Raw genomic sequence first — 18,430 nt, 5'->3', positions numbered from 1 at the left:
ACTCAAGGAGACGATTATTCCAGCGCTGGACCAAATCATGGGATCCGGCGCGACCCAGGCCTACATCGAAGAACTTCTTTCGTATCTTATTGACCTGCGCGGCCTGCAGCTTGCCACTACGCGGTGCGACCATGTCAGATGGTACGAAATTGACACGACCGAAGATCTGCAAGTCGCAGAGCGACTTTTCAGGGGCGCACAAGATCGAGGCATGCTTCGCAATGGGTGATTTCGATGCTCAAATACCTCTGAGAGCCTGCGAACGCCATAATGACTGGCGGCCTTGTTCTTTTCGTCCGTCAATCTGTTTCTTGCGCTTTCCGATCGGCTTGAACTTGAAAGCGATGGGCGGTCCTATCCAACCACCTCGACGGCCAGTGGCAGCTCACACAAAAATGACCACCCAAATTTTGCCTAGATGGCAGAGAGCCTCGACGGGTTTTCGGTTGGGCCGGCTCATTTATCGGTCGTTGCAACTTTATTCGAATGGAGGGCCATGGGCGCCCTCTGGGTCCGCATCTGTGCATATGGCTCGAGGCCGTTCCCGTAAATGGGTAGCAAAATCGAACGACTGGCCAGCCAGCGGAACGACCTAGCTGCGGTCGGCGCGGGCAAGACCTGCGCCGCCACAATCGATTAACGACCGATATGCCAGCGTTGGTGTGGGCCGCCCAATAGCGTCGGGAAAACTACGATTTGGTGACATGCATCGAATAGTTCGATTGGAAGCATCGAAATTTGTGATCTTTTTATGTCGGTTATAGCCAGTGGTTTGATGACCATCGAAATGGCTGCCTTCGCGCATGAGAGCTCGTGCGCTTGTGGCTTACAATGTGCGCCGAATCCGCGTTGAGCGCGGTATTCCGCAAGAGCAATTGGCCTACGATGCAGGTGTTGATCGCTCCTATATGAGCGGACTTGAGCGCCAACAGGCGAACCCGACAGTCGACCTTCTCGATCGCCTTGCCGAGACGCTCGGCGTTACTGTCTCCGAGCTGTTTATTCGGCCAACCAAGGGTGCGCCGCCGCCCGCCACCTTACCTAAAGGTCGCAAGCCCAAGGCGGCACGCCGCAAGAGGACCTAGTCCCCCCGAAGGGGCCAAGCCGCGGGCCGCCGATCTGTGTGGTACTGCCAAATTATGAAAGCGCTCCCACGCGGATTTTGTGCGCAGCCGAGCCTTGATTCGCGGTAATCCCGTTAAAGACATCGAATAATGTGATGGATGTTCAATCCAGCGCCGGAGCAGACAATGGCGGCTCAAGACGAAGAAGTTCCTCTAAACGCCATCCGCGCTTTTGTGATCGTCGCGCGCGAAGGCAGCGTTACGCGCGCCGCCAGCAGCTTGGGAACGACGCAGAGCTCCGTCAGCCGCTATTTGTCCGTCCTGCGGGACTATCTCGGTGCTGACCTCATCGAGCGGCGCGGCCGCCGCAGTCATTTGACCGAGTTCGGAAGATTATTTGCTAACGCGGTCTCTGAACCGCTCGAGACAGTCGGCTTCACCGCCAAGAGAATGCGGCGGCGGGCGGCCGCGGGCGCCAATCGGATTGTCATTCGCACATCACTGTCGACTTTTGCCTCTTCGCTTCTGATTCCAAACCTGCAAGCGTTCTCTGCTGAAGCGGGCGGTGTCATCGTGGATGTCGTCAGCTCGCTATCGGCGCCGACATCTTCTGATGACTACGACATATTGATTACACGCGACCTTTCCGTCATCGAACCTGCCGATAGTTGGGAGATCTACAATGAGGAGCTGGTATGCGTGGGGCCGCCAAATCTGGTCGCGGGCAGAGAGCTCTCGATCGTTCGATCGACGCCGATACTGAACATCACATCTCGTCCCGACATTCTGCCGACCTGGCTGAGGGCGATGAACCTGTCCTCAAACGACATCCGAGCGGGGGCGCGCTATGATCACAACTATCTCGCTCTGCCGGCGGTCATGACAGGAAAATGCCTTCTTGTCGCACCAGAAATCATCGTCAGTGATCTGGTGCGAGGGGGCGCTTTGCAAATTATTCCCGGCTCACGCGCTCCAAGTGGCATGCAATATCGCGCCTATGCAGTGGATCGCAGCGAGCATCCCGAGATCGCTCGTTCTTTTTGCCGATGGGTTGCTCGCCTTTGCAAGAAGGCAACGCTAGCTCAGGCTACCTGAAAGGCTCTCCAGGTCTCCTCGATGACTCTGCGCCAGATCGCTTTACCGCCCCCCATTCATATCGAGAGCCGTCAACCAGAAAGACAATCCGAACAAGGGGCGGGGTCCTTCTTCTCACCAGGATTATCTCTTCGCTGCAGCCACCCCGACGACAAGGGACAGAGTGAGAGATCGGAACGCAAAGATCTCCTCTCCGCGATCGTGCCGATGCCAGAAGAATTGGCTAAGCAGAACGTAGGTCATTGATTGCCCGAGAGCTCATGAACTGTCATTCCTGCGTCGGCCTTTGTGGAGCAATGCGCGGCAGCGAAGGCGCATGAGGCGCCGCCCCAGCTTAACCAGTCGAATGGTTCGGCTGCGCAGGTCGCTTGTTTTCCAGCCCCGCTCGGCAATACGGTGGCTTCCAAACAGACCTTGCGCGATTTGGCGATAGTTATTTCCTTCCTGCCATCCATCCAGTGCGCGCAGCGCGAGGATAAGGTCACGCCGCTTCAAAGCTGGCAAATCAAGAGGAGGCGTTCCGAGCGGCCGATGCTCAAGGGCGAGCCAAAATCGACGTGCGGCCTGCAAGCGAAGCTCGAAATCCGCGTCGAGCAGCAGATCGACCGCGACAACACACCCGCTCGCCGGAAGGCTCTTCAGCCAAAGGCGATGCTTCGCGCCTCCGAGTGGCACGATGGCATGCCAGCCATCCGGCGCGCGACGAACGTCACTGCCCGGCAGATTGCCGAAATCGATCTGGTAGCTTTTGGGCCCCACGCATTTGGCCGCCCGCACAGGTAGGACGGTCGCCAGCACTTCAGGTGCCCAGAAGACAGCCTGCTTGTCGAATGCGTTTTGCGGATCAGCTGGAAAACGAGAGCCCCCACTTTCCTCGCAAATGCTCCGTGGCTGCGCTGGATCGTTGGCGGCGAGACAAGCGTCTATAGTCCTCTTGGTAATCGGGATCTCGGCGCAGCCATTCCCAGGCCACGTCGGCAGCTTCTGCCTTCTTGAGGTTGCTGTATGCTTCCTCAGATCTCCAGTCAGTACGTGGCATTGTCGCGATTTCCCCGCAAGATTTCATACGCGAGGAAGTGCACTCGATGATTGTGGCACTTTCCGGCTCGGACGCAGCGCGTACCCGCCCTGGACGCACTTAATCGATGGAATGATCGAATTTTGCGATCGCTAGAAATTCCCCCCGATCCTGAGAGCGGCGGCGTTCATTGTTTTGGCCAACCGCCACGCAGCAGATCACGATAGCCGTGGCCTGCTATCCACCTGGCCCGCGTCAGATGACTTTCGAAAGTGCGTCGCGCACGATCCGGTTCAAGGGTCGGGTCAAGCCCAAGCACAACGCGCGCGATTTCGGTCCAATCTGCCTTGTCAGCGTCGGCATCGAGAAGTCGCATGTAGGTGACGGCGTGCTCCTTGTCATATGACGTGAGCTCGGGCGCGCTGGGAGCCAATTCTGCGATCTTCGGGTCGGCCGGCACTGACTGAAACTCCTACCGAACTGAAAATTCTAGCGAAATCCGAGCAACGATACCGAACTTAGGGCCATTTTGGTACCGCTCGAAATGTCGCGGCCCCTTGTCTTTTGGACCGGACCCATAGCCGCGAACGCATATGGGACAGCTCCATTCTGTGCATCTGCCTTTCATCGGCGCGCTGAATCTGCTTGCAATCCATACGGTGGCTGATTGCAAACTTGCCACACAGCTCAGGGTGCCCTTGCCTCTTCGCCCTACGGGCAACGGAGTGGAGGCCGGTTGTTTACCCGCCGGCTGGTGACGGCCGCAGCCCAAAGGGCAGCCACGTGAAAACAATTCGTTCACTTTTCAGGCTCCCGCGGAACGGTTGTCCTATTCGGTCGCGGCGCTCGCAAAAAGCCGCCGGAACCTCTGGGGTCATTTTGCTGTCCCGCCAGTAGCGAGCTGTCGCGCCGGGAGGTCGCTTGTGATGCGCCAACGGCATTGAGAAGACAAACTCCAGGACATCTGCGTCTCACGGTGACCTGCTGCGTTAAAGCAAAAGTCAACCGAGAGCCAACTGGCAGCTTATCGGAATAGCTCGGTTATAACCAGTGGTTTCATAGCCGTCAGAATGGCTGCCTTTGCGCATGAACGCTCGTGCGCTTGTGGCCTGGAATGTGCGCCGGATCCGTGTAGATCGCGGCATTCCGCAAGAGCGATTGGCTTATGATGCTGGGATCGACCGCTCGTATTTGGGTGGCATTGAGCAGCAGAAAGAGAACCCGAGCATTGATCTCCTGGACCGTATCGCCATGACCTTGGGTATTCACTTGTCCGAATTGTTCGCTGAGCCAGCCAAGGGTGCGGCACCTCCCAAACCAATGTCTAGAGGACGCAAGCCAGCCCACCCGAGTCGGAACAAGGCGTAATCATCGAGAAAGCCATGTTTGTCGCTCACGACGGGGCGTGTTAGCCGGAGCGGCTCACGGGCCCCTTTGAGTCTACGGCCGCCGTTCCGACCTCTGGCTGCAAAACAGCGGTCCGCGCGATCTATTCCAGGTAAGCCAGAACATCTTCCAGATGAGCTCTTACGCCGCTCGCGTAAGTCGATTGACTAGCCGCTTGAGCCCGACGCTTTCTCCAAGAATGCGCCCGGAGCTTGCCGACCTAAACTTGCCGCGTCGGCCCAATTCTGGAACAACGAACTCCGTGAACTCCTTGAGCCCGCTCGGAGCAATCTCCGGAATCACCTGGAATCCATCGCCCGCATATTGAACGCGCGACACTAACGCGTGTTCTCCTGCCAACCCGGTCGATAGTTCAAGCTCGGCGAGCCGCCCGGCATAGCACGTCGACAGGACTTGATTCGCACGTAGCGTCAAATTGTAGGTTCGAGAAACAAGCCGCCGCGAGCTTTGGAAAGGCCGTCGCAGGGCCAGTGCCTCACCGGGGAGCATCGTATGACGCTATCTATGTACCGACTTCTAGGCCAAGGCTCGCGGCTTCCGTCTGGAAAGCTTGGCATGGCAACTCCGCACCGCTGCACGCAGTCGCGCTGAGATCGCCAAAAGCGCTCGCAACGTCACCCGCCACGACCAGGTCCTACGAGCAATGGGCTGTACTTCAACCGCCGACTTTCGGCTCGCGCACCGCCAACGCTCCAGGTTGCGCCACGCCGCGTCCGCGAAACGGACTGCTGCTGGAACGACTTGCGCACTCTCGATGGCAACCGTCCTCTGCGCATCAAGAGGGAAAAGGACATGATCGATGTAAAACTGCAAACTGTGCTCTCTTCTCTTGTGCAGCCGGCCAAAGAGCTAGGCGTTCAATCGCACGGTCGGCGGGCGCCAGATGCACGTTACGTGAAACTAAACACCAATGAGAACCCATTTCCACTACCAACAATGGTATGGCGAAGTGCGATCTCGGCGCTCGAGCGTCAGTATTTGTATCCGGAAGACGACAACATCGGCTTGAGAGAAGCCGCCGCTGATGCCTACGGCCTCTCAAAGGACCATGTGATCGCCGGCAACGGCTCGTCGGAGCTTCTCGCCCTGATCTACAGGGCGTTCCTTGGACCGGGCGACAGCGTCGCAATGATGTCTCCTGGATTCTCGTTCAATCGCAAGCTTGCTCTGCTGCAGAGCGTCAAGCTTCTCGAAGTATCGTGCAGCGACTCGCATTCGACTCCGCTTGACCAGTTGCTCCTCGGTCCGGCAAAGGACGCCAAGTTCATCTTGCTGGCCAATCCCAATAACCCAACCGGGTCGTTCGTCCCTATCGCCGATGTCGAACGCCTTGTTGCGCAGTCTGATCGCTTAATCGTGCTGGATGAGGCCTATGTCGACTTCGCACCGGATAACGGTCTGAGACTCGTCCGCCGTTATCCCAATCTTCTGCTCTTGAGGACTTTGTCAAAGAGCTATGCGGCCGCGGGCATTCGCATCGGCTTCGGCCTTGGTCACCCAGAGATTATTGGACGGCTGCGAAACATCCAGAACGTGTTCAACATGAACATCATAGGGCAAGCGGTCGGAATCAGCATCCTTTCACATCGCGCGGCCTACGAGGAGAACCATAGGCATATCAAGCGCGAAAGAGAGCGAGTTGCGACCCAATTGCGTCAATTCGGATTCGGTGTAGCGCCTTCTCATACCAATTTCTTGCTGGCGCGGGTGCCGAAGGGACATGACGGCAGGTGGTGGCATGCCGCGCTGGAAAGAGACGGCATACTCGTTGCTGTCTTTGCAGATGACGGTCTGGAAAACTGCATTCGCATCAGCATCGGCACAAAGGAGCAAATGGACCTGTTCTTGACAGCGGTAGCCGCAATCTCAGAGCGCACCAAAAGTGATGAATAGCCAGCCGCTCGCCGATGTGCGCTCGCTTCACCATACCGCTAGTGGAACGAGAAGGCCGCGACAGCGCATCGTGCGAAAGCAGACACCCCATGCAGCTGAGGGCCAAGCGGTCGCCAAAACAATCGCTTCCCCTGCGGATCCTGCGACGCATCACCACGATGTCGCGCAATCGGCGCCATAGGTACCGAGAGAGGACCGGACCCGACAGTCACGAGATGCGGCGCTAGCGGTCCGTTCCTTGAACCTCCAGAAAACGATTACGTAGCCCGGCCCAACCATGGATTTTTCCGATGACACACCAGCCTTCGTCAAAACTCACTTGCGGCATTTTCGATCACCTGGACGACGACAGCCGCGATCTCGGTCGTCAATACGAAGATCGCCTTGTCTTGGCGGAGGCCTACGATAGCCTCGGCTTCCATGCGTATCACCTAGCCGAGCATCATTGCACGCCGCATGGAAGGAGCCCCTCGCCAAATCTTTTCCTGTCGAGTGTCGCGCAGCGTACGCGACACCTTCGTCTCGGCCCATTGGTCATGCTGCTCAATTCCTATCATCCGCTACGCGCATTTGAGGAAATCTGCATGCTCGATCAATTGAGCGGCGGCAGGCTGGAGCTGGGCTTCGGACGGGGTACTCTCCCAATCGAGCTGAATTACTTTGGAATTTCGGATGAATCGGCGCCGAGCCGGTATGAGGAAGCCAACGAGATTCTCCTGAACGCCATGAAGGGTGGGGTCTTGTCCTACCAAGGTCGGCACTTCCAGCTGAACCAGGTTCCCCTGACTTTAACTCCTCAACAGCGTCCATGCCCCCCCATATGGGTGACAACCAATCGCCCCGACACGGCCATCTGGGCCGCAGGCAATGGCGCAAACCTCGCCTGCATGGGGCCGGCCGCCGTTGTGCGCAAAGTTACCGATGCCTACCACACACATCGAGAGCGCAGTTCCAGTTGTTCTGGTCGTGAGCCATATGTCGGATTGCTTCGCATGATCGTAATTGGGCGATCCGAGGCGGATGCGTATTCCCTAGCCCGATCCGCTTACGAGCGATGGCTTCGGAGCTTCAAATTTCTCTACGAGCTCAATTGTATCCCGACGCCAAAGCCCCTTCCGCTGACATTCGATGCAGCCATCGAGAGCGAATTGTGCGTGGTCGGAACGCCAGCGTCCGTCCGGCGCGTTCTGCTCAATCAAGTGGACGAAGCCGGCGCAAATTACCTGCTTTGTCAGCTCGCCTTCGGTGATTTGCCCCTAGATGCCTCGCTATATGCAGCCAGGATCATCCAATCCGAACTGCTCGGCCGGACCTGAGTCCTACATCGTCATTTTCGCAGGAGCACATCGTTCTGCTTAGCGGCGGCTCATGCAGCGCGATGACTGGGGCATCTACCTTCGCCGAGTTGGGCGCGGCCCAGCGCTTCTTCGTCAGACACTTCAGAATGCTCGCACGGAAACTCCTGTCATTTCGTTGAGGAAGCGGTCGAGCCGCCATATCGGTTGATTTACGTCGAACCGTTGGGCACGTCGTGCATATAGGCGCGCGCGCCTATCGTCCCCTCCTCGATCGCGAGATAGCGGCGACAGCGTCCGCCGCCGAGGAAGGTCCGGGCGGATGTGGTCAGCTGCTTGGTGATCACGACAAGCGTGACGGACTCGTGGTCGCAACGAAGCGAACGCCGTCTTGATCGATCAAAACAATGGACTCATTTAGGTCCGTGACGTGATCCGCAATGATCACGGTGAATGATTGGCGCTCAACTGCTTATGCATTTCCATGTTTGACGCGCTCGGACCTGCGTCGATACGATCGACCATTGCGTGTTGGGTCGGTTTGATCATGATTTGAGCGCCCGCGACCTGACGCGGCGTTAGGTTAAAGCGCTCTTGGAAGAGAGTATGTTGCGCGACAGCTACAGCAATTTGAGACAGCACTGTTAAGAGGCGTGCGGCGCAGGGGACATGTGAAGGAGCGTATTCGAAATGAAGAAGTTGTTGCTTGTGACTGCTGGCATCGTCGCGTCTATCGGGGCAGGGCCCGTATTCGCCGCCGATCTCGCTCAGCAACCCGTCTACACCAAGGCAACGCCGATACCGGTAGCTGCGCAAATCTATGACTGGAGCGGTTTTTATATCGGTGCCAATGGCGGCTGGGGTTCAACCCATAGCTCTTGGGACTTTACAGGTATCACGCCCGAGGGCTCACATGATGCGAGCGGCGGAACCCTTGGTGGGCAGTTCGGCTATCGCTGGCAGATGGGCCAAGTGGTGTTCGGTGTTGAAGGCCAGGGCAATTGGGCCGATTTCAGCGGTTCCAATGTCAGCACCGCCTTCCCGGCGAACATCAACCGGACCAAGACCGACTCGTTCGGCCTGCTTACAGGCCAAGTCGGGTACGCCATCAACAATGTATTGCTCTATGCCAAGGGCGGTGCCGCGGTGACCGGAAACACCTATGAGATCAACTCCCTCACCGGCGCACAACTGGCGAGCACGGACAAGACCCGCTGGGGCGGCGTGGTCGGTGCGGGCATCGAACTCGGCTTCGCGCCGAATTGGTCGGTCGGCCTGGAGTACGACCACATATTCCGGCAAGACGCTAACGTGAACTTCACCACCGCCGCTGGCGCGGCCGGTAGCGATCGCATCCGGCAGGATTTCGACCTGCTGACTGCCCGGCTCAACTACAAATTCTGGGGCCCGGTCGTTCTGAAGTATTGATCCTATCGCGTAAAGCGATGGATCGAGAGCCCCGGCCCAGGCCGGGGCTTTTTTTTGGCGATCCCGGTGACGCACGAGGCGATCTAGTCTAGATCTTCTCGAATCTGCCGTTGTACTGGCAACTGCAGATCATGGCTGTCCGAGGCATCCATCTTGACCTGCTCGACTGGATGTAACGTGCCGTCCGGCGCCAACGGCCTTCGCTGTGCCGACGAATACGCTCGGACTCGTTAGCATTGACATCAGACCTCGCTGACGGCATGTCGTATCTTGACCGCAACAGTCGGCTTCAGTTTGTGAGCGCTCAAGGCGACTGTGAGAATTGCGCTCTTGCCATCAGCCTTGGCCCGGCGCAAAGGTGCAACGACTTCTCCGAGAGTGGGCCGAGACTGGCTCCGTGCGTGGGGACAGTCGACTCTGCATTCCAGACGCGCGAGATCGTTTGCGGGATTCGAGCTCGGCAGTTGCCGGCTTTATCATCGCGTTAGGGCGCAGCAAGCAACTCGCCGCGCGTTCCGATAAGGCGCTCTCCGCCGGCAGTCAGCGCTCTGCCTTCAGCTCATTCTCTGCGTGACGACCGTCACGACAGGATGGCCGTTGTTGTCGCTGAAACTTTTGGCGAGACTTACGAGCACGTGGCTCATGCGGTCGATGTGACCGCGAATTCTCCATGGTTGGATCGAAGAGAGTGGTCGTTCCATTCGAGGTGGACGTTGCGACCAGGCGTGCGTGTCCATCGGCGAAGCGCAAGCTGAGCAAATAGATAGATGGGTCTTCGGCGATTTCATCCACGATCCTGGCGATATCCGAGGACCTGCCAAATTCGTATCGTCGGCGTCGCGCGGATGGTTGCAAGCCTGCTTCCTGCAATACATGTCCTTTGGCTGAAACTCCTCGGCCGGATTTTGCAATTGATTCCTGAGTTCTTCATACCGCTGTCGCCGCATCGCTGCTGAGGCGTGAGCTTGCGAACCCGGCTGAAGCGCGCTCATTCGGGATCGCGGACTGCTCGGAAGATTGAAGAGCCACTCTGCCGCCAGACCAGCGCACATGCCGTCCACATTTGCGCCGCGCAATTCGGCAGTCTGGTATTCGAAAAGGGGAATGACCGGTCCTCTAAAGAAGATGGGCTGGGCCCCGGGCGACGAAGAGGATGGGGCCGAGAAGGAGCCTGGAGTAGGACTATGCGCATCAGGTATGTGGTATCCTGCAGCAAAGCCCCATTTTGTCGCACGCACCGTCAGATGACAAATTGCCATGAACTGCTAGAACCGCAAGTCTTCCCACGAAGTTACCATCGTTCATCGAGCTGCTCGCTTCCCCCCCTGATGAGTACCTGTCGATGAGACGCTGGCTTGAATATGCATGGAGTTTCGCCTATCGCTTCAGTCGTACGTTACGCAGTGAGCGCGCCAATGACATGCCGCGAAGATGATCAGTCGAGCTGACTACAAGCTGACGCTCGTGCGCAGCTGGAGCGAATGGAGGCGATAGCTCCGGTCCGTACGAACTGTGGGTCGGATAATGGTTTCGCCTTCAATTCGTGCTCCCCGCCGTTCCGGCTGATAAAAGAGACAAGCAATCGCGCGGCGTGGCCGTGCCGTGACAGGCTCTTTCAGGCAAGCGCAGCAAGCTCATGACTGCCCTTCGCGTCATCCGGATTCCTCCCTCAAGTTTGGATCCTGCTTGATCGACGATCCTCACGGAAACGAATTATCGCAACCGCGCGCCAGCGATAAGTTGATGAAGAGAGCGACGTCTCGATGGAATTCGCGACATCCCGCTCACGGCGCTCCCCAGGGCGTTGGGCTTGGTCAGCGTCGCTGGCTCTAGGATGCGATCAGCCTGAGAAGCACGCTGTCGTCCGACGCCCGCCTGCTGGTCAGCGCAGACCCGCCCTACAGCCCGTCTCATCATGCTCCAACACCGAAAGGTTGAGAGCATGATCTACTTCGGTACGCCCTTACGGGACGCACGCGGGGCTATCTTCAAAAACACCTCTCACGGCTCCAGTGCGACCTGCAAACCCTCGTGACCTGCAACGTGAACGTAACGTGGTCCAATTGGCCGACCTCGACCGCTGGCGACAGTGACGATGTCCTCCAGCGGAGCAACGCGTGCATCCGATTCAGGGCGTGACAAGATCAGGTCGGCGTGGAACAGACCTTCCGATTCCAGTCCGGTTGCATCGATGCCAAGAGCTGCCAAAGTGGTCAACGTCCTCTCAAATTCCTCAGCATCGCGAAACCGCCGCTGAATAAATGTCGCACCGGTCAGGCGTTCCGTCACAAGGCCACATTTCGCGAACGTCGCAGCCAGGGACTCATACGGGAACATCCGCAACACGAACGAGATGACCCATGGATGCTTCTGTGTCGCATCGAGAATTTTGCTGAACGTCTTTTCAGTCACGTAACCGATGCAGCCCGTCGACATGATAACATCGGTGGAACAAAGAACACGCGCGCTTTCTGTCGAAAGCGGTTCTTTTTCAAGGTCGGCGACAATACCCTGCTCAAGCAGGCCAACGGTTGTTGCATAGCGGATTGCCGGAGCCGATACATCGAGGCCGATAAATCGTGCAAGACCAACATCAGGCCAAGCCGAGTAAAAATTGCGGTCGAGACCCATCAGTGCCTCGGAACCGATTGCCCTCATCTCGCGCCGGGCATAGCGGTGGCGCAGGCCGCTGAAGGTCAATGGAAAACGATGCACCGCCGCGTTGATGCCGTAAGAGCAGCCGACATCAAGCACGATCGGCTTAACGCCCGTTGCAGACGCTTTCGCGGCCAGAATCTGACGCACGATCGGCTCAGCCACATCTGGGATCATATAATCTAAGGCTCCAAGAACGGAGAAATACGCTCTTGGATCATCCAAAGCATAAATGTCATCGAAGACAGCTTTATCCCGATTGATGCGCGAAAAATCTGCTCGCAACCCAGGTCTCCACGTTCAATTTGCACGCAAGCCCAAGGCTCTTGCCTTGGCCGGGAGGCTCTTACTGCAAATCTTGGCCGATATATGAACCTTACAGCGCTTTACTCTCTGTCTAACCCCCATTTCGTGAATGGCCAGTCGTTCTCCCTGCTTGAGGCCTGCAGCTTGTCGCGTGGATGCCGATGCTGGATATCGAGGCTGGGTGAAGACGCGGGGTGGTGAGGGTGTCCAAATGCGGACCGCCTCGAGTATTGGGCGCGCGCCTTTGTTCGTCCCAGATGCTTCTGACGGCGTAACGCTCTCGACGGATTCTGACGAGCGGCTCAAAAGGGGCTTGAACCGCACGTAACGGGAGTTTGTATCATCATACGGGTCAGCGGCGGATCACGTCCGACCGTGGGTTACTTCTTGACGCGTGATGAGACTGGTGAACCTCTCAGAATGTCGAACCTGTATCGCGATGCTCCGTTCTGATGCCCGATCACTTCCCAGAAAGCCAAGCGGTCATCATGCTCGGACAGCCGGTCTGCCGTCCGCTCGGGTGTCTCAGTCTTCCGAGAGCGCAGGCAACCATTCGCGCATCATGGCGGAACTTGTCGCAAGCTCGCCCATCGCGATGTCCGATGCGACGACGCCCCATCCGAACCACGCCAACTATTCGCGGGATCAAGCACGACGTCGGCGCATCTTGCGCACTGGTGCCGTTGCTGAGAGCCCCCGATACTGACGCCGCAGCTTCAAGACCATCGCCGACAGACATTGCTGGATCAAGCGCTCTGGAGTGAGCGCTGCAGTATACGATCGCTCGAATTGTTCCGCCGATGTCTGGACTGCGGGCTTATCACGTGCGGCATGAACAATATCGTAGATCACCGAGAGAGGATAGACGTGAAGCACAAGCAGCGAACCAACGAGCCGTCGCGCCCCAAAGCGCATCATTATACAATCATTCTTTTTGGCCTTGCGATTACGACGGCTCTGTGCTGCGGAAGTGCAGGTGCGCGCGATCGGCCGGCCCCAGCGGAGGCGCGACAGGCGTGCACACCGGATGCGTTTCGCCTCTGCGGCGCTCACATACCTGATGAGGACGCTGTCGCGGCCTGCCTCAAATCCAATACCCAACGCTTGAGCGTACAGTGTCGCAAGTTCATCCCAGTCCGAGATGCCCCCGCAAGGGATGGGGGCCAAAGATGAGGTCTTCGCGACATCTGGTTTCGCCGGATCATTTCCCTGTCGCTAAGGGTGGCGCCGCCTCTGACCGATCTGATCAACGGTTGTGATGCGTCACACCGGGCTGGCAGGACGATCCGCCGCGCCTCTCTCAACGTCTGTTGCCGCTCACACTAAATAGCTGAAGATACCGGAATGCATGATCTGCCTTTTGATACCGTCCTGATCGCCAATCGGGGGGAGATCGCCGTTCGAATCATCAAGACCCTTCGCAAGTTGGGGCTTCGTGCCGCGATCGTCTACCACGACATTGATGCGGGCACGCTTGCTGTCGCTATGGCCGATACGGCCATCGCGATCGACGGACGCACGCCGATTGCTGCCTATCTCGACATTGGGCAGATCGTCGCTGCCGCCCGAAAAGCGAATGCTTGTGCACTGCACCCAGGTTATGGATTTCTGTCGGAAAACGCTGAGTTTGCCAGGGCGATTACAAGCGCCGGCATCACGTTCATCGGGCCTGCCCCCGAAAGCATCGAACTGATGGGCGACAAGATCCGGGCCCGCAGCTTCGTTCAGCGGCACGGGTTTCCAGTCGCTCCTTGCGCCACTGAGGACGATGATCCGGCAACTTTCGTCCGCAGAGCCCGTGCCATGGGTCCCCCTTTGCTCGTCAAACCTTCCGCGGCTGGGGGCGGCAAGGGCATGCAGATTGTGCGCGACATCGGCCTCCTGGAGGACGCGATTGCGCAGGCACGCAGCGAAGCGCAGCGCTACTTCGCAGATGGCCGGCTCTACGTCGAACGTTACATCGAACACCCGCGCCATATTGAAGTCCAGGTGCTGGGCGACGCCTTCGGAAACGTTACTCATCTGTTCGAGCGCGAGTGCTCAATCCAGCGTCGGTTTCAGAAGGTTATCGAAGAGGCGCCCGCGCCGCGGCTATCGTCTGCGTTGCGTCAACGGATCTGCGATACTGCCGTCGGCATCGCCCGTGCAGCCAAATATCAAGGTGCAGGCACGGTCGAATTCATCCTTGGCGGAGAAGAGTTTCATTTTCTGGAAATGAATACGCGTTTGCAAGTTGAGCATCCCGTGACCGAAATGATCACCGGCGTCGATCTTGTTGCCGAACAGATCCACATTGCTGCGGGCCATCCACTGAGGTTGGCACAGTCCGACATCGTGCCGAGAGGACATGCAATCGAAGCCAGGCTGTGTGCCGAAGCGCCGGAGCGCGGATACGCTCCAACAACAGGCAGGGTCCTTGTGCTCGATTACCCCGATGGCGACGGTATACGCGTCGACAGTGGCCTTGCGCGGGGTCAGAGGATTACGACGGCATTCGACCCCTTGCTCGCCAAGATCATCGTGCATTCGCCCACGCGTATTAAGGCTGCGCAAAAAGCGCATCGCGCGATGCGGGAATTGGTGCTTCTCGGTTGCGCAACCAACGCAAGCTTCCTTGCCCGGATCCTTGCGCACGACGGATTTCTCCATGGGCAAATTCATACGGGGTATCTTGAGGAACATCCGCATATCGCTGCTGGCGAGCCCCTGGCCGACCTACCGGATTTCCTCGCAATAGGCGCCCTCCTGACCGGACCGGTCCGCGAATCGGCGGATGCTGTGTCCGACCTTCATGCGGCGCTGGGCAATTGGAGAAACTAACGTGAATCATTCTTTTGAGGTCGATGGAGTCGAATACCAGCTATGGCTGTCCAGATACCGAGAGAACTACCGTCTCTGCTTGCATGACAGGGTGATTGCCCCTATCGCGTTCTCCGATCGCGGCGACGGCCACGGCCTTGTTACGATTGCGAGTGAAAGCCGGCCGGTCCGCTTCGCGATCGATGGCGAAACCGTTCACGTGCACATAAGCGGCGAAACGCGCAGTTTGCGTTACCGCGACCCGCTGCGAACGCTTGCGACGTTGAAGCAGGAGGTAAGCCAAGCCGTCGCTCGCGCGCCGATGCCGGGCGTTGTCGTCGTCACCCGTGTTTCGTCTGGTCAGTCCGTTTGCGCGGGAACGGCCCTGATGACGATCGAAAGTATGAAGTTGGAGACTGTCATACGTTCTCCACAAGATGGCATTGTCGATCGCATTCACTTCGAGCAAGGCGAAAGCTTTGAGCAGGATGCCGTATTGGTTACGCTCATCGAGGAGCGGTCCTGAAATGCAGCAGCTCTCGTCTTTGGTCGATGTCAGATCGGAAGACTATCGACTCAACGAACTTCATAACAGGCGACTTGCAAAAGAAATGGAGGAGCGTCAGCAGGTCGCACGATTCGCGCGTCCGGTACGGGATCTTGAGCGCCTCAAGCGGCAAAACAAGCTGTTTGTGCGTGATCGGATCGAGGCTTTGCTTGATCCAGACACCCCGTTCCTCGAGCTTTCGACGCTGGCGGCGAACAAAGCCTATAACGGTGAGGTGCCCGGCGCCGCTCAAGTCGTTGGGATCGGCATTGTCGCGGGCCGGGAGGTCGTTATTCACGCAGACGATGCTAGCGTCAAAGGCGGGGCGTGGTATCCGCTATCGGTCAAGAAGATTGTGCGGGCCTTGGACATCGCGATCGAGAATTGCCTGCCGGTCGTCCATTTATGCGACTGTGCCGGCGGGTTCTTGCCCTTACAGGCGGAGTTCTTTGCTGATCGCTATCACGCGGGTCGGATCCTTCGCAATCAGTCCATTCTCTCAAAGATGGGAATACCGCAGGTTGGTATAGTCATGGGCCATTGCAGTGCCGGCGGTGCATACGTCCCGGCGCTTTGCGACTACAATATCATTGTTGAGGGCGCGGGCGCGATCTTTCTGGGTGGTCCTCCGGTCGTCAAGGCTGCCACCGGCGCAGAGATTTCTGCCGAAGAACTCGGCGGCGCACATTTGCATACCAGCGTATCTGGAACAGGTGACTATGTTGCAAGTTCGGAGCTGCATGCAATCGCACTTGCTCGAGACGTCGTCGCTCGCTTCAGCGATCCTGTAAAGGCCTCGATCAATCGAGCCGCTCCGGAGCCGCCCGCTTATTGTGCATCCGAACTTTACGGCATTGTTCCGCGGGATCCCCGGACGCAATTCGACATGCGGGAGGTCATTGCCCGCCTGGTCGATGGCAGCCGGTTCCACGAACATAAGCCACGTTATGGCGAGACCCTTGTATGCGGCTTCGCGCGTCTGTATGGCTATCAGGTTGGTATTCTCGCAAACAACGGAGTGCTGTTGGGCGAAAGCGCACTGAAAGGCGCTCACTTCATCCAACTATGTGACAGGTCTCGAACGCCTCTGCTCTTCTTTCAGAATACGACCGGCTTTATGGTCGGCCGCGACTACGAAAGGCGTGGCATAACCAAGGACGGCGCCAAACTGATCATGGCTGTCTCCGGGGCATCTGTGCCAAAATTCACGATCATCTGCAACGCCTCCCATGGAGCTGGCACCTACGCTATGGCGGGGCGCGCTTTCGATCCTCGTTTTGTGTTTACTTGGCCGCAGTCGCAGATTTCGGCAATGGGCGCGGAGCAGGCGGCGGGCGTACTCACACACGTCAAGGCCAGACAGCTGGCCCGGCACAATGGCCACCTCGCCACGGAGGAGTTGGCAGCCATTCGCCAACCGATTCTGGAAGAATATCGTGAGCGGTCGAGCGCGTACTATGCGACATCCGAATTGTGGGATGACGGTATCCTTGATCCCGTCGATACTCGAAACGCGCTTGCAATCGCTCTGAGTGCATCGCTCAACAGCCCGATTGCGTCGCCGCATTATGGCGTATTTCGAATGTGACGCTCCCAGCGAAGGTCGCGCACCGGGCGAGATGCCCCACGCCAGATCTCCTCATCATCAAACAGGTCAACTATTCCCGCCGCCAGAAACCAGCTCACGGGCCTTGCGGATCTTGAAGGGGACACCGAATCACCGCGAAGTCATTGAGGACTTGAAACTCGCGTGGCGTCAGTTTGTAGGCTGAGAAAGAGATGATTTGTGGATGCTGCACCGTAGGAGCCGCAATGGCTACACCGCACCCTTTGTTTCGTCTTCCCGCCCGTGCAGAAGCCGCGGTCTATTCGAAGTCGCCACAAGACTGGACTGAGAGAGATCTTCGGTGCACCTGTGGCAACGCACTACGGAGTCCAACTCTATTTGAATGCGATGGCCATCTCCGCCGCGTCGACTGAGTAGATCTTTATCCGAGGCGCCGGCGACAGCTGGTGCAACTGAACCCGCGAATGACTGATGATGGATCTTCCTACACTGATTGAGCGCAACGTGGCGTTCGCTCCGGACAAGCCTGCGATCCATTTCGAGGGCGCGAGCTTGAGCTACCAAGTCTTCAATAGGCGCGTCGAGCTGGCGGCGCGCGCCCTCAAAAGTCAGCTCCGCGTTGAAAAAGGTGATCGCGTCGCGATCCTGAGCCTCAATCGGCCTGACTATCTGGTACTGCTGTATGCCTGCGCACGGCTTGGAGCAATACTCGTGCCATTGAACTGGCGGTTGGCTGTCACCGAGCAACTCTTCATTCTGTGTGACGCTGGCGCTCAAGTGCTGGTGCTCGAGCAAGCTTTTGAGCCGATTCTATCGATTTTAGCGGAGAGACTGCCCTCGACCGCCGTCGTCGGCCTTGATTTCGCGCCACCTTGCGGAAGCAGCTGGGATGAGCTGCTTGAAGCAGGTCGGGGAGATGGTCGCAACGCCCGCGCAGGCCTGTCCTGCCCGCTTCTGATTGTCTACACATCAGGCACTACGGGCCGGCCGAAAGGTGCCGTCCTGCGCCAGGAGGCATTATTGTGGAACGGGGTGATGAGTCAGCACATGCACGGCCTCACCTCAGCTGATCACGTCTTGACTGTGTTGCCGCTATTCCATGTCGGCGGCCTCAACATTCAGACGTCGCCAGCATTGCACCACGGCGCGACGATAACGCTGCACAAGCGGTTTACGCCGGACACGACACTTGCTGCATTTGACCGGGATAGACCTACGCTGACGGCGCTGGTCCCGACCATGGTCCAAGCGCTGATCGATCATCCTCGGTGGCCGACGACCGACCTGGCCTCGCTAAAAGCAATCACTACCGGTTCAACCATGGTGCCGCAGCCCGTTATCACAGGAGTTACAGCG

The 18,430-nt window shown here is 57.9% G+C and carries 15 protein-coding genes and 2 pseudogenes; 11 read left to right on the top strand and 6 right to left on the bottom strand.

Annotated features, from left to right (window positions below; all coding sequences use genetic code 11):
- From XF30_RS38850 to XF30_RS11270, 3 genes and pseudogenes are all read left to right on the top strand, one after another.
- A pseudogene (locus XF30_RS38850) lies at nt 1-229 on the top strand (phosphocholine cytidylyltransferase family protein); the annotation flags it as partial.
- Nucleotides 230-803: 574 nt separating this feature from the next.
- The gene (locus XF30_RS11275) at nt 804-1,085 is read left to right on the top strand and encodes a helix-turn-helix domain-containing protein (protein ID WP_109142723.1); all 282 of its coding nucleotides are present in this window, start codon (nt 804-806) and stop codon (nt 1,083-1,085) included.
- Nucleotides 1,086-1,250: 165 nt separating this feature from the next.
- Nucleotides 1,251-2,159 carry a LysR family transcriptional regulator gene (locus XF30_RS11270; protein WP_244608914.1) on the top strand — a complete coding sequence of 303 codons (909 nt, stop codon included), beginning with the start codon at nt 1,251-1,253 and terminating at the stop codon, nt 2,157-2,159.
- A gap of 258 nt (nt 2,160-2,417) precedes the next feature.
- On the opposite strand, the gene XF30_RS11265 is transcribed toward XF30_RS11270, so the two are convergent.
- The 3 genes from XF30_RS11265 to XF30_RS11255 form a co-directional block, all read right to left on the bottom strand.
- On the bottom strand, nt 2,418-2,957 hold the full coding sequence (locus XF30_RS11265) for a DUF2285 domain-containing protein (protein ID WP_109142721.1): 540 nt from the start codon (nt 2,955-2,957) through the stop codon (nt 2,418-2,420).
- A 46-nt stretch (nt 2,958-3,003) separates the two neighbouring features.
- Nucleotides 3,004-3,198 (bottom strand): transcriptional regulator domain-containing protein, encoded by a 195-nt coding sequence (locus XF30_RS39180; protein ID WP_109145667.1) that lies wholly within the window; start codon nt 3,196-3,198, stop codon nt 3,004-3,006.
- 166 nt (nt 3,199-3,364) lie between these two features.
- Nucleotides 3,365-3,637 (bottom strand): DNA -binding domain-containing protein, encoded by a 273-nt coding sequence (locus XF30_RS11255; protein WP_109142720.1) that lies wholly within the window; start codon nt 3,635-3,637, stop codon nt 3,365-3,367.
- Nucleotides 3,638-4,263: 626 nt separating this feature from the next.
- Between XF30_RS11255 and XF30_RS11250 the strand changes: the two genes are divergently transcribed.
- The 3 genes from XF30_RS11250 (at nt 4,264) to XF30_RS11240 (ending at nt 7,793) form a co-directional block, all read left to right on the top strand.
- Nucleotides 4,264-4,545 (top strand): helix-turn-helix domain-containing protein, encoded by a 282-nt coding sequence (locus tag XF30_RS11250; protein WP_109142719.1) that lies wholly within the window; start codon nt 4,264-4,266, stop codon nt 4,543-4,545.
- An 831-nt stretch (nt 4,546-5,376) separates the two neighbouring features.
- Nucleotides 5,377-6,477 (top strand): histidinol-phosphate transaminase, encoded by a 1,101-nt coding sequence (gene hisC / locus XF30_RS11245; protein ID WP_109142718.1) that lies wholly within the window; start codon nt 5,377-5,379, stop codon nt 6,475-6,477.
- Nucleotides 6,478-6,767: 290 nt separating this feature from the next.
- Nucleotides 6,768-7,793 (top strand): LLM class flavin-dependent oxidoreductase, encoded by a 1,026-nt coding sequence (locus tag XF30_RS11240; protein WP_109142717.1) that lies wholly within the window; start codon nt 6,768-6,770, stop codon nt 7,791-7,793.
- A gap of 191 nt (nt 7,794-7,984) precedes the next feature.
- On the opposite strand, the gene XF30_RS39780 is transcribed toward XF30_RS11240, so the two are convergent.
- Complete coding sequence (locus tag XF30_RS39780; RefSeq protein WP_283811130.1) at nt 7,985-8,119, bottom strand: hypothetical protein; 135 nt, start codon at nt 8,117-8,119, stop codon at nt 7,985-7,987.
- Nucleotides 8,120-8,462: 343 nt separating this feature from the next.
- Here XF30_RS39780 and XF30_RS11235 point away from each other — a divergent pair, with 343 nt between their 5' ends.
- Nucleotides 8,463-9,200: an outer membrane protein gene (locus XF30_RS11235; RefSeq protein WP_109142716.1), complete on the top strand. Its 738-nt coding sequence runs from the start codon at nt 8,463-8,465 to the stop codon at nt 9,198-9,200.
- A gap of 540 nt (nt 9,201-9,740) precedes the next feature.
- Here the strand turns inward: XF30_RS11235 and XF30_RS11230 are convergent.
- Both XF30_RS11230 and XF30_RS11225 read right to left on the bottom strand, forming a co-directional pair.
- A pseudogene (locus XF30_RS11230) lies at nt 9,741-10,252 on the bottom strand (YopT-type cysteine protease domain-containing protein).
- A gap of 949 nt (nt 10,253-11,201) precedes the next feature.
- Entirely contained in the window at nt 11,202-12,032 is an 831-nt protein-coding gene (locus XF30_RS11225; RefSeq protein WP_502696161.1) for a class I SAM-dependent methyltransferase, read from the bottom strand.
- A 1,473-nt stretch (nt 12,033-13,505) separates the two neighbouring features.
- Here XF30_RS11225 and XF30_RS11215 point away from each other — a divergent pair.
- The 4 genes from XF30_RS11215 to XF30_RS11200 all read left to right on the top strand — a co-directional run.
- A complete protein-coding gene (locus XF30_RS11215) occupies nt 13,506-14,981 on the top strand; it encodes an acetyl-CoA carboxylase biotin carboxylase subunit (RefSeq protein ID WP_109142714.1) in 1,476 nt (491 codons plus the stop codon).
- 1 nt (nt 14,982) lies between these two features.
- Nucleotides 14,983-15,486 carry an acyl-CoA carboxylase biotin carboxyl carrier protein subunit gene (locus XF30_RS11210; protein WP_158284349.1) on the top strand — a complete coding sequence of 168 codons (504 nt, stop codon included), beginning with the start codon at nt 14,983-14,985 and terminating at the stop codon, nt 15,484-15,486.
- Between the two features lies 1 nt (nt 15,487).
- Nucleotides 15,488-17,095, top strand: coding sequence for an acyl-CoA carboxylase subunit beta (locus XF30_RS11205; RefSeq protein WP_109142712.1), 1,608 nt, complete (start codon nt 15,488-15,490; stop codon nt 17,093-17,095).
- Nucleotides 17,096-17,548: 453 nt separating this feature from the next.
- Nucleotides 17,549-18,430 (top strand): AMP-binding protein (locus XF30_RS11200; RefSeq protein WP_146207791.1); only part of this gene is annotated, 882 nt, incomplete at its 3' end.

Source organism: Bradyrhizobium sp. SUTN9-2, assembly GCF_003122645.1.
Taxonomy (GTDB): Bacteria; Pseudomonadota; Alphaproteobacteria; order Rhizobiales; family Xanthobacteraceae; genus Bradyrhizobium; species Bradyrhizobium yuanmingense.
Note: the sequence above shows the minus strand (reverse complement) of the source record. Positions and strands in the feature narration are given on the sequence as shown.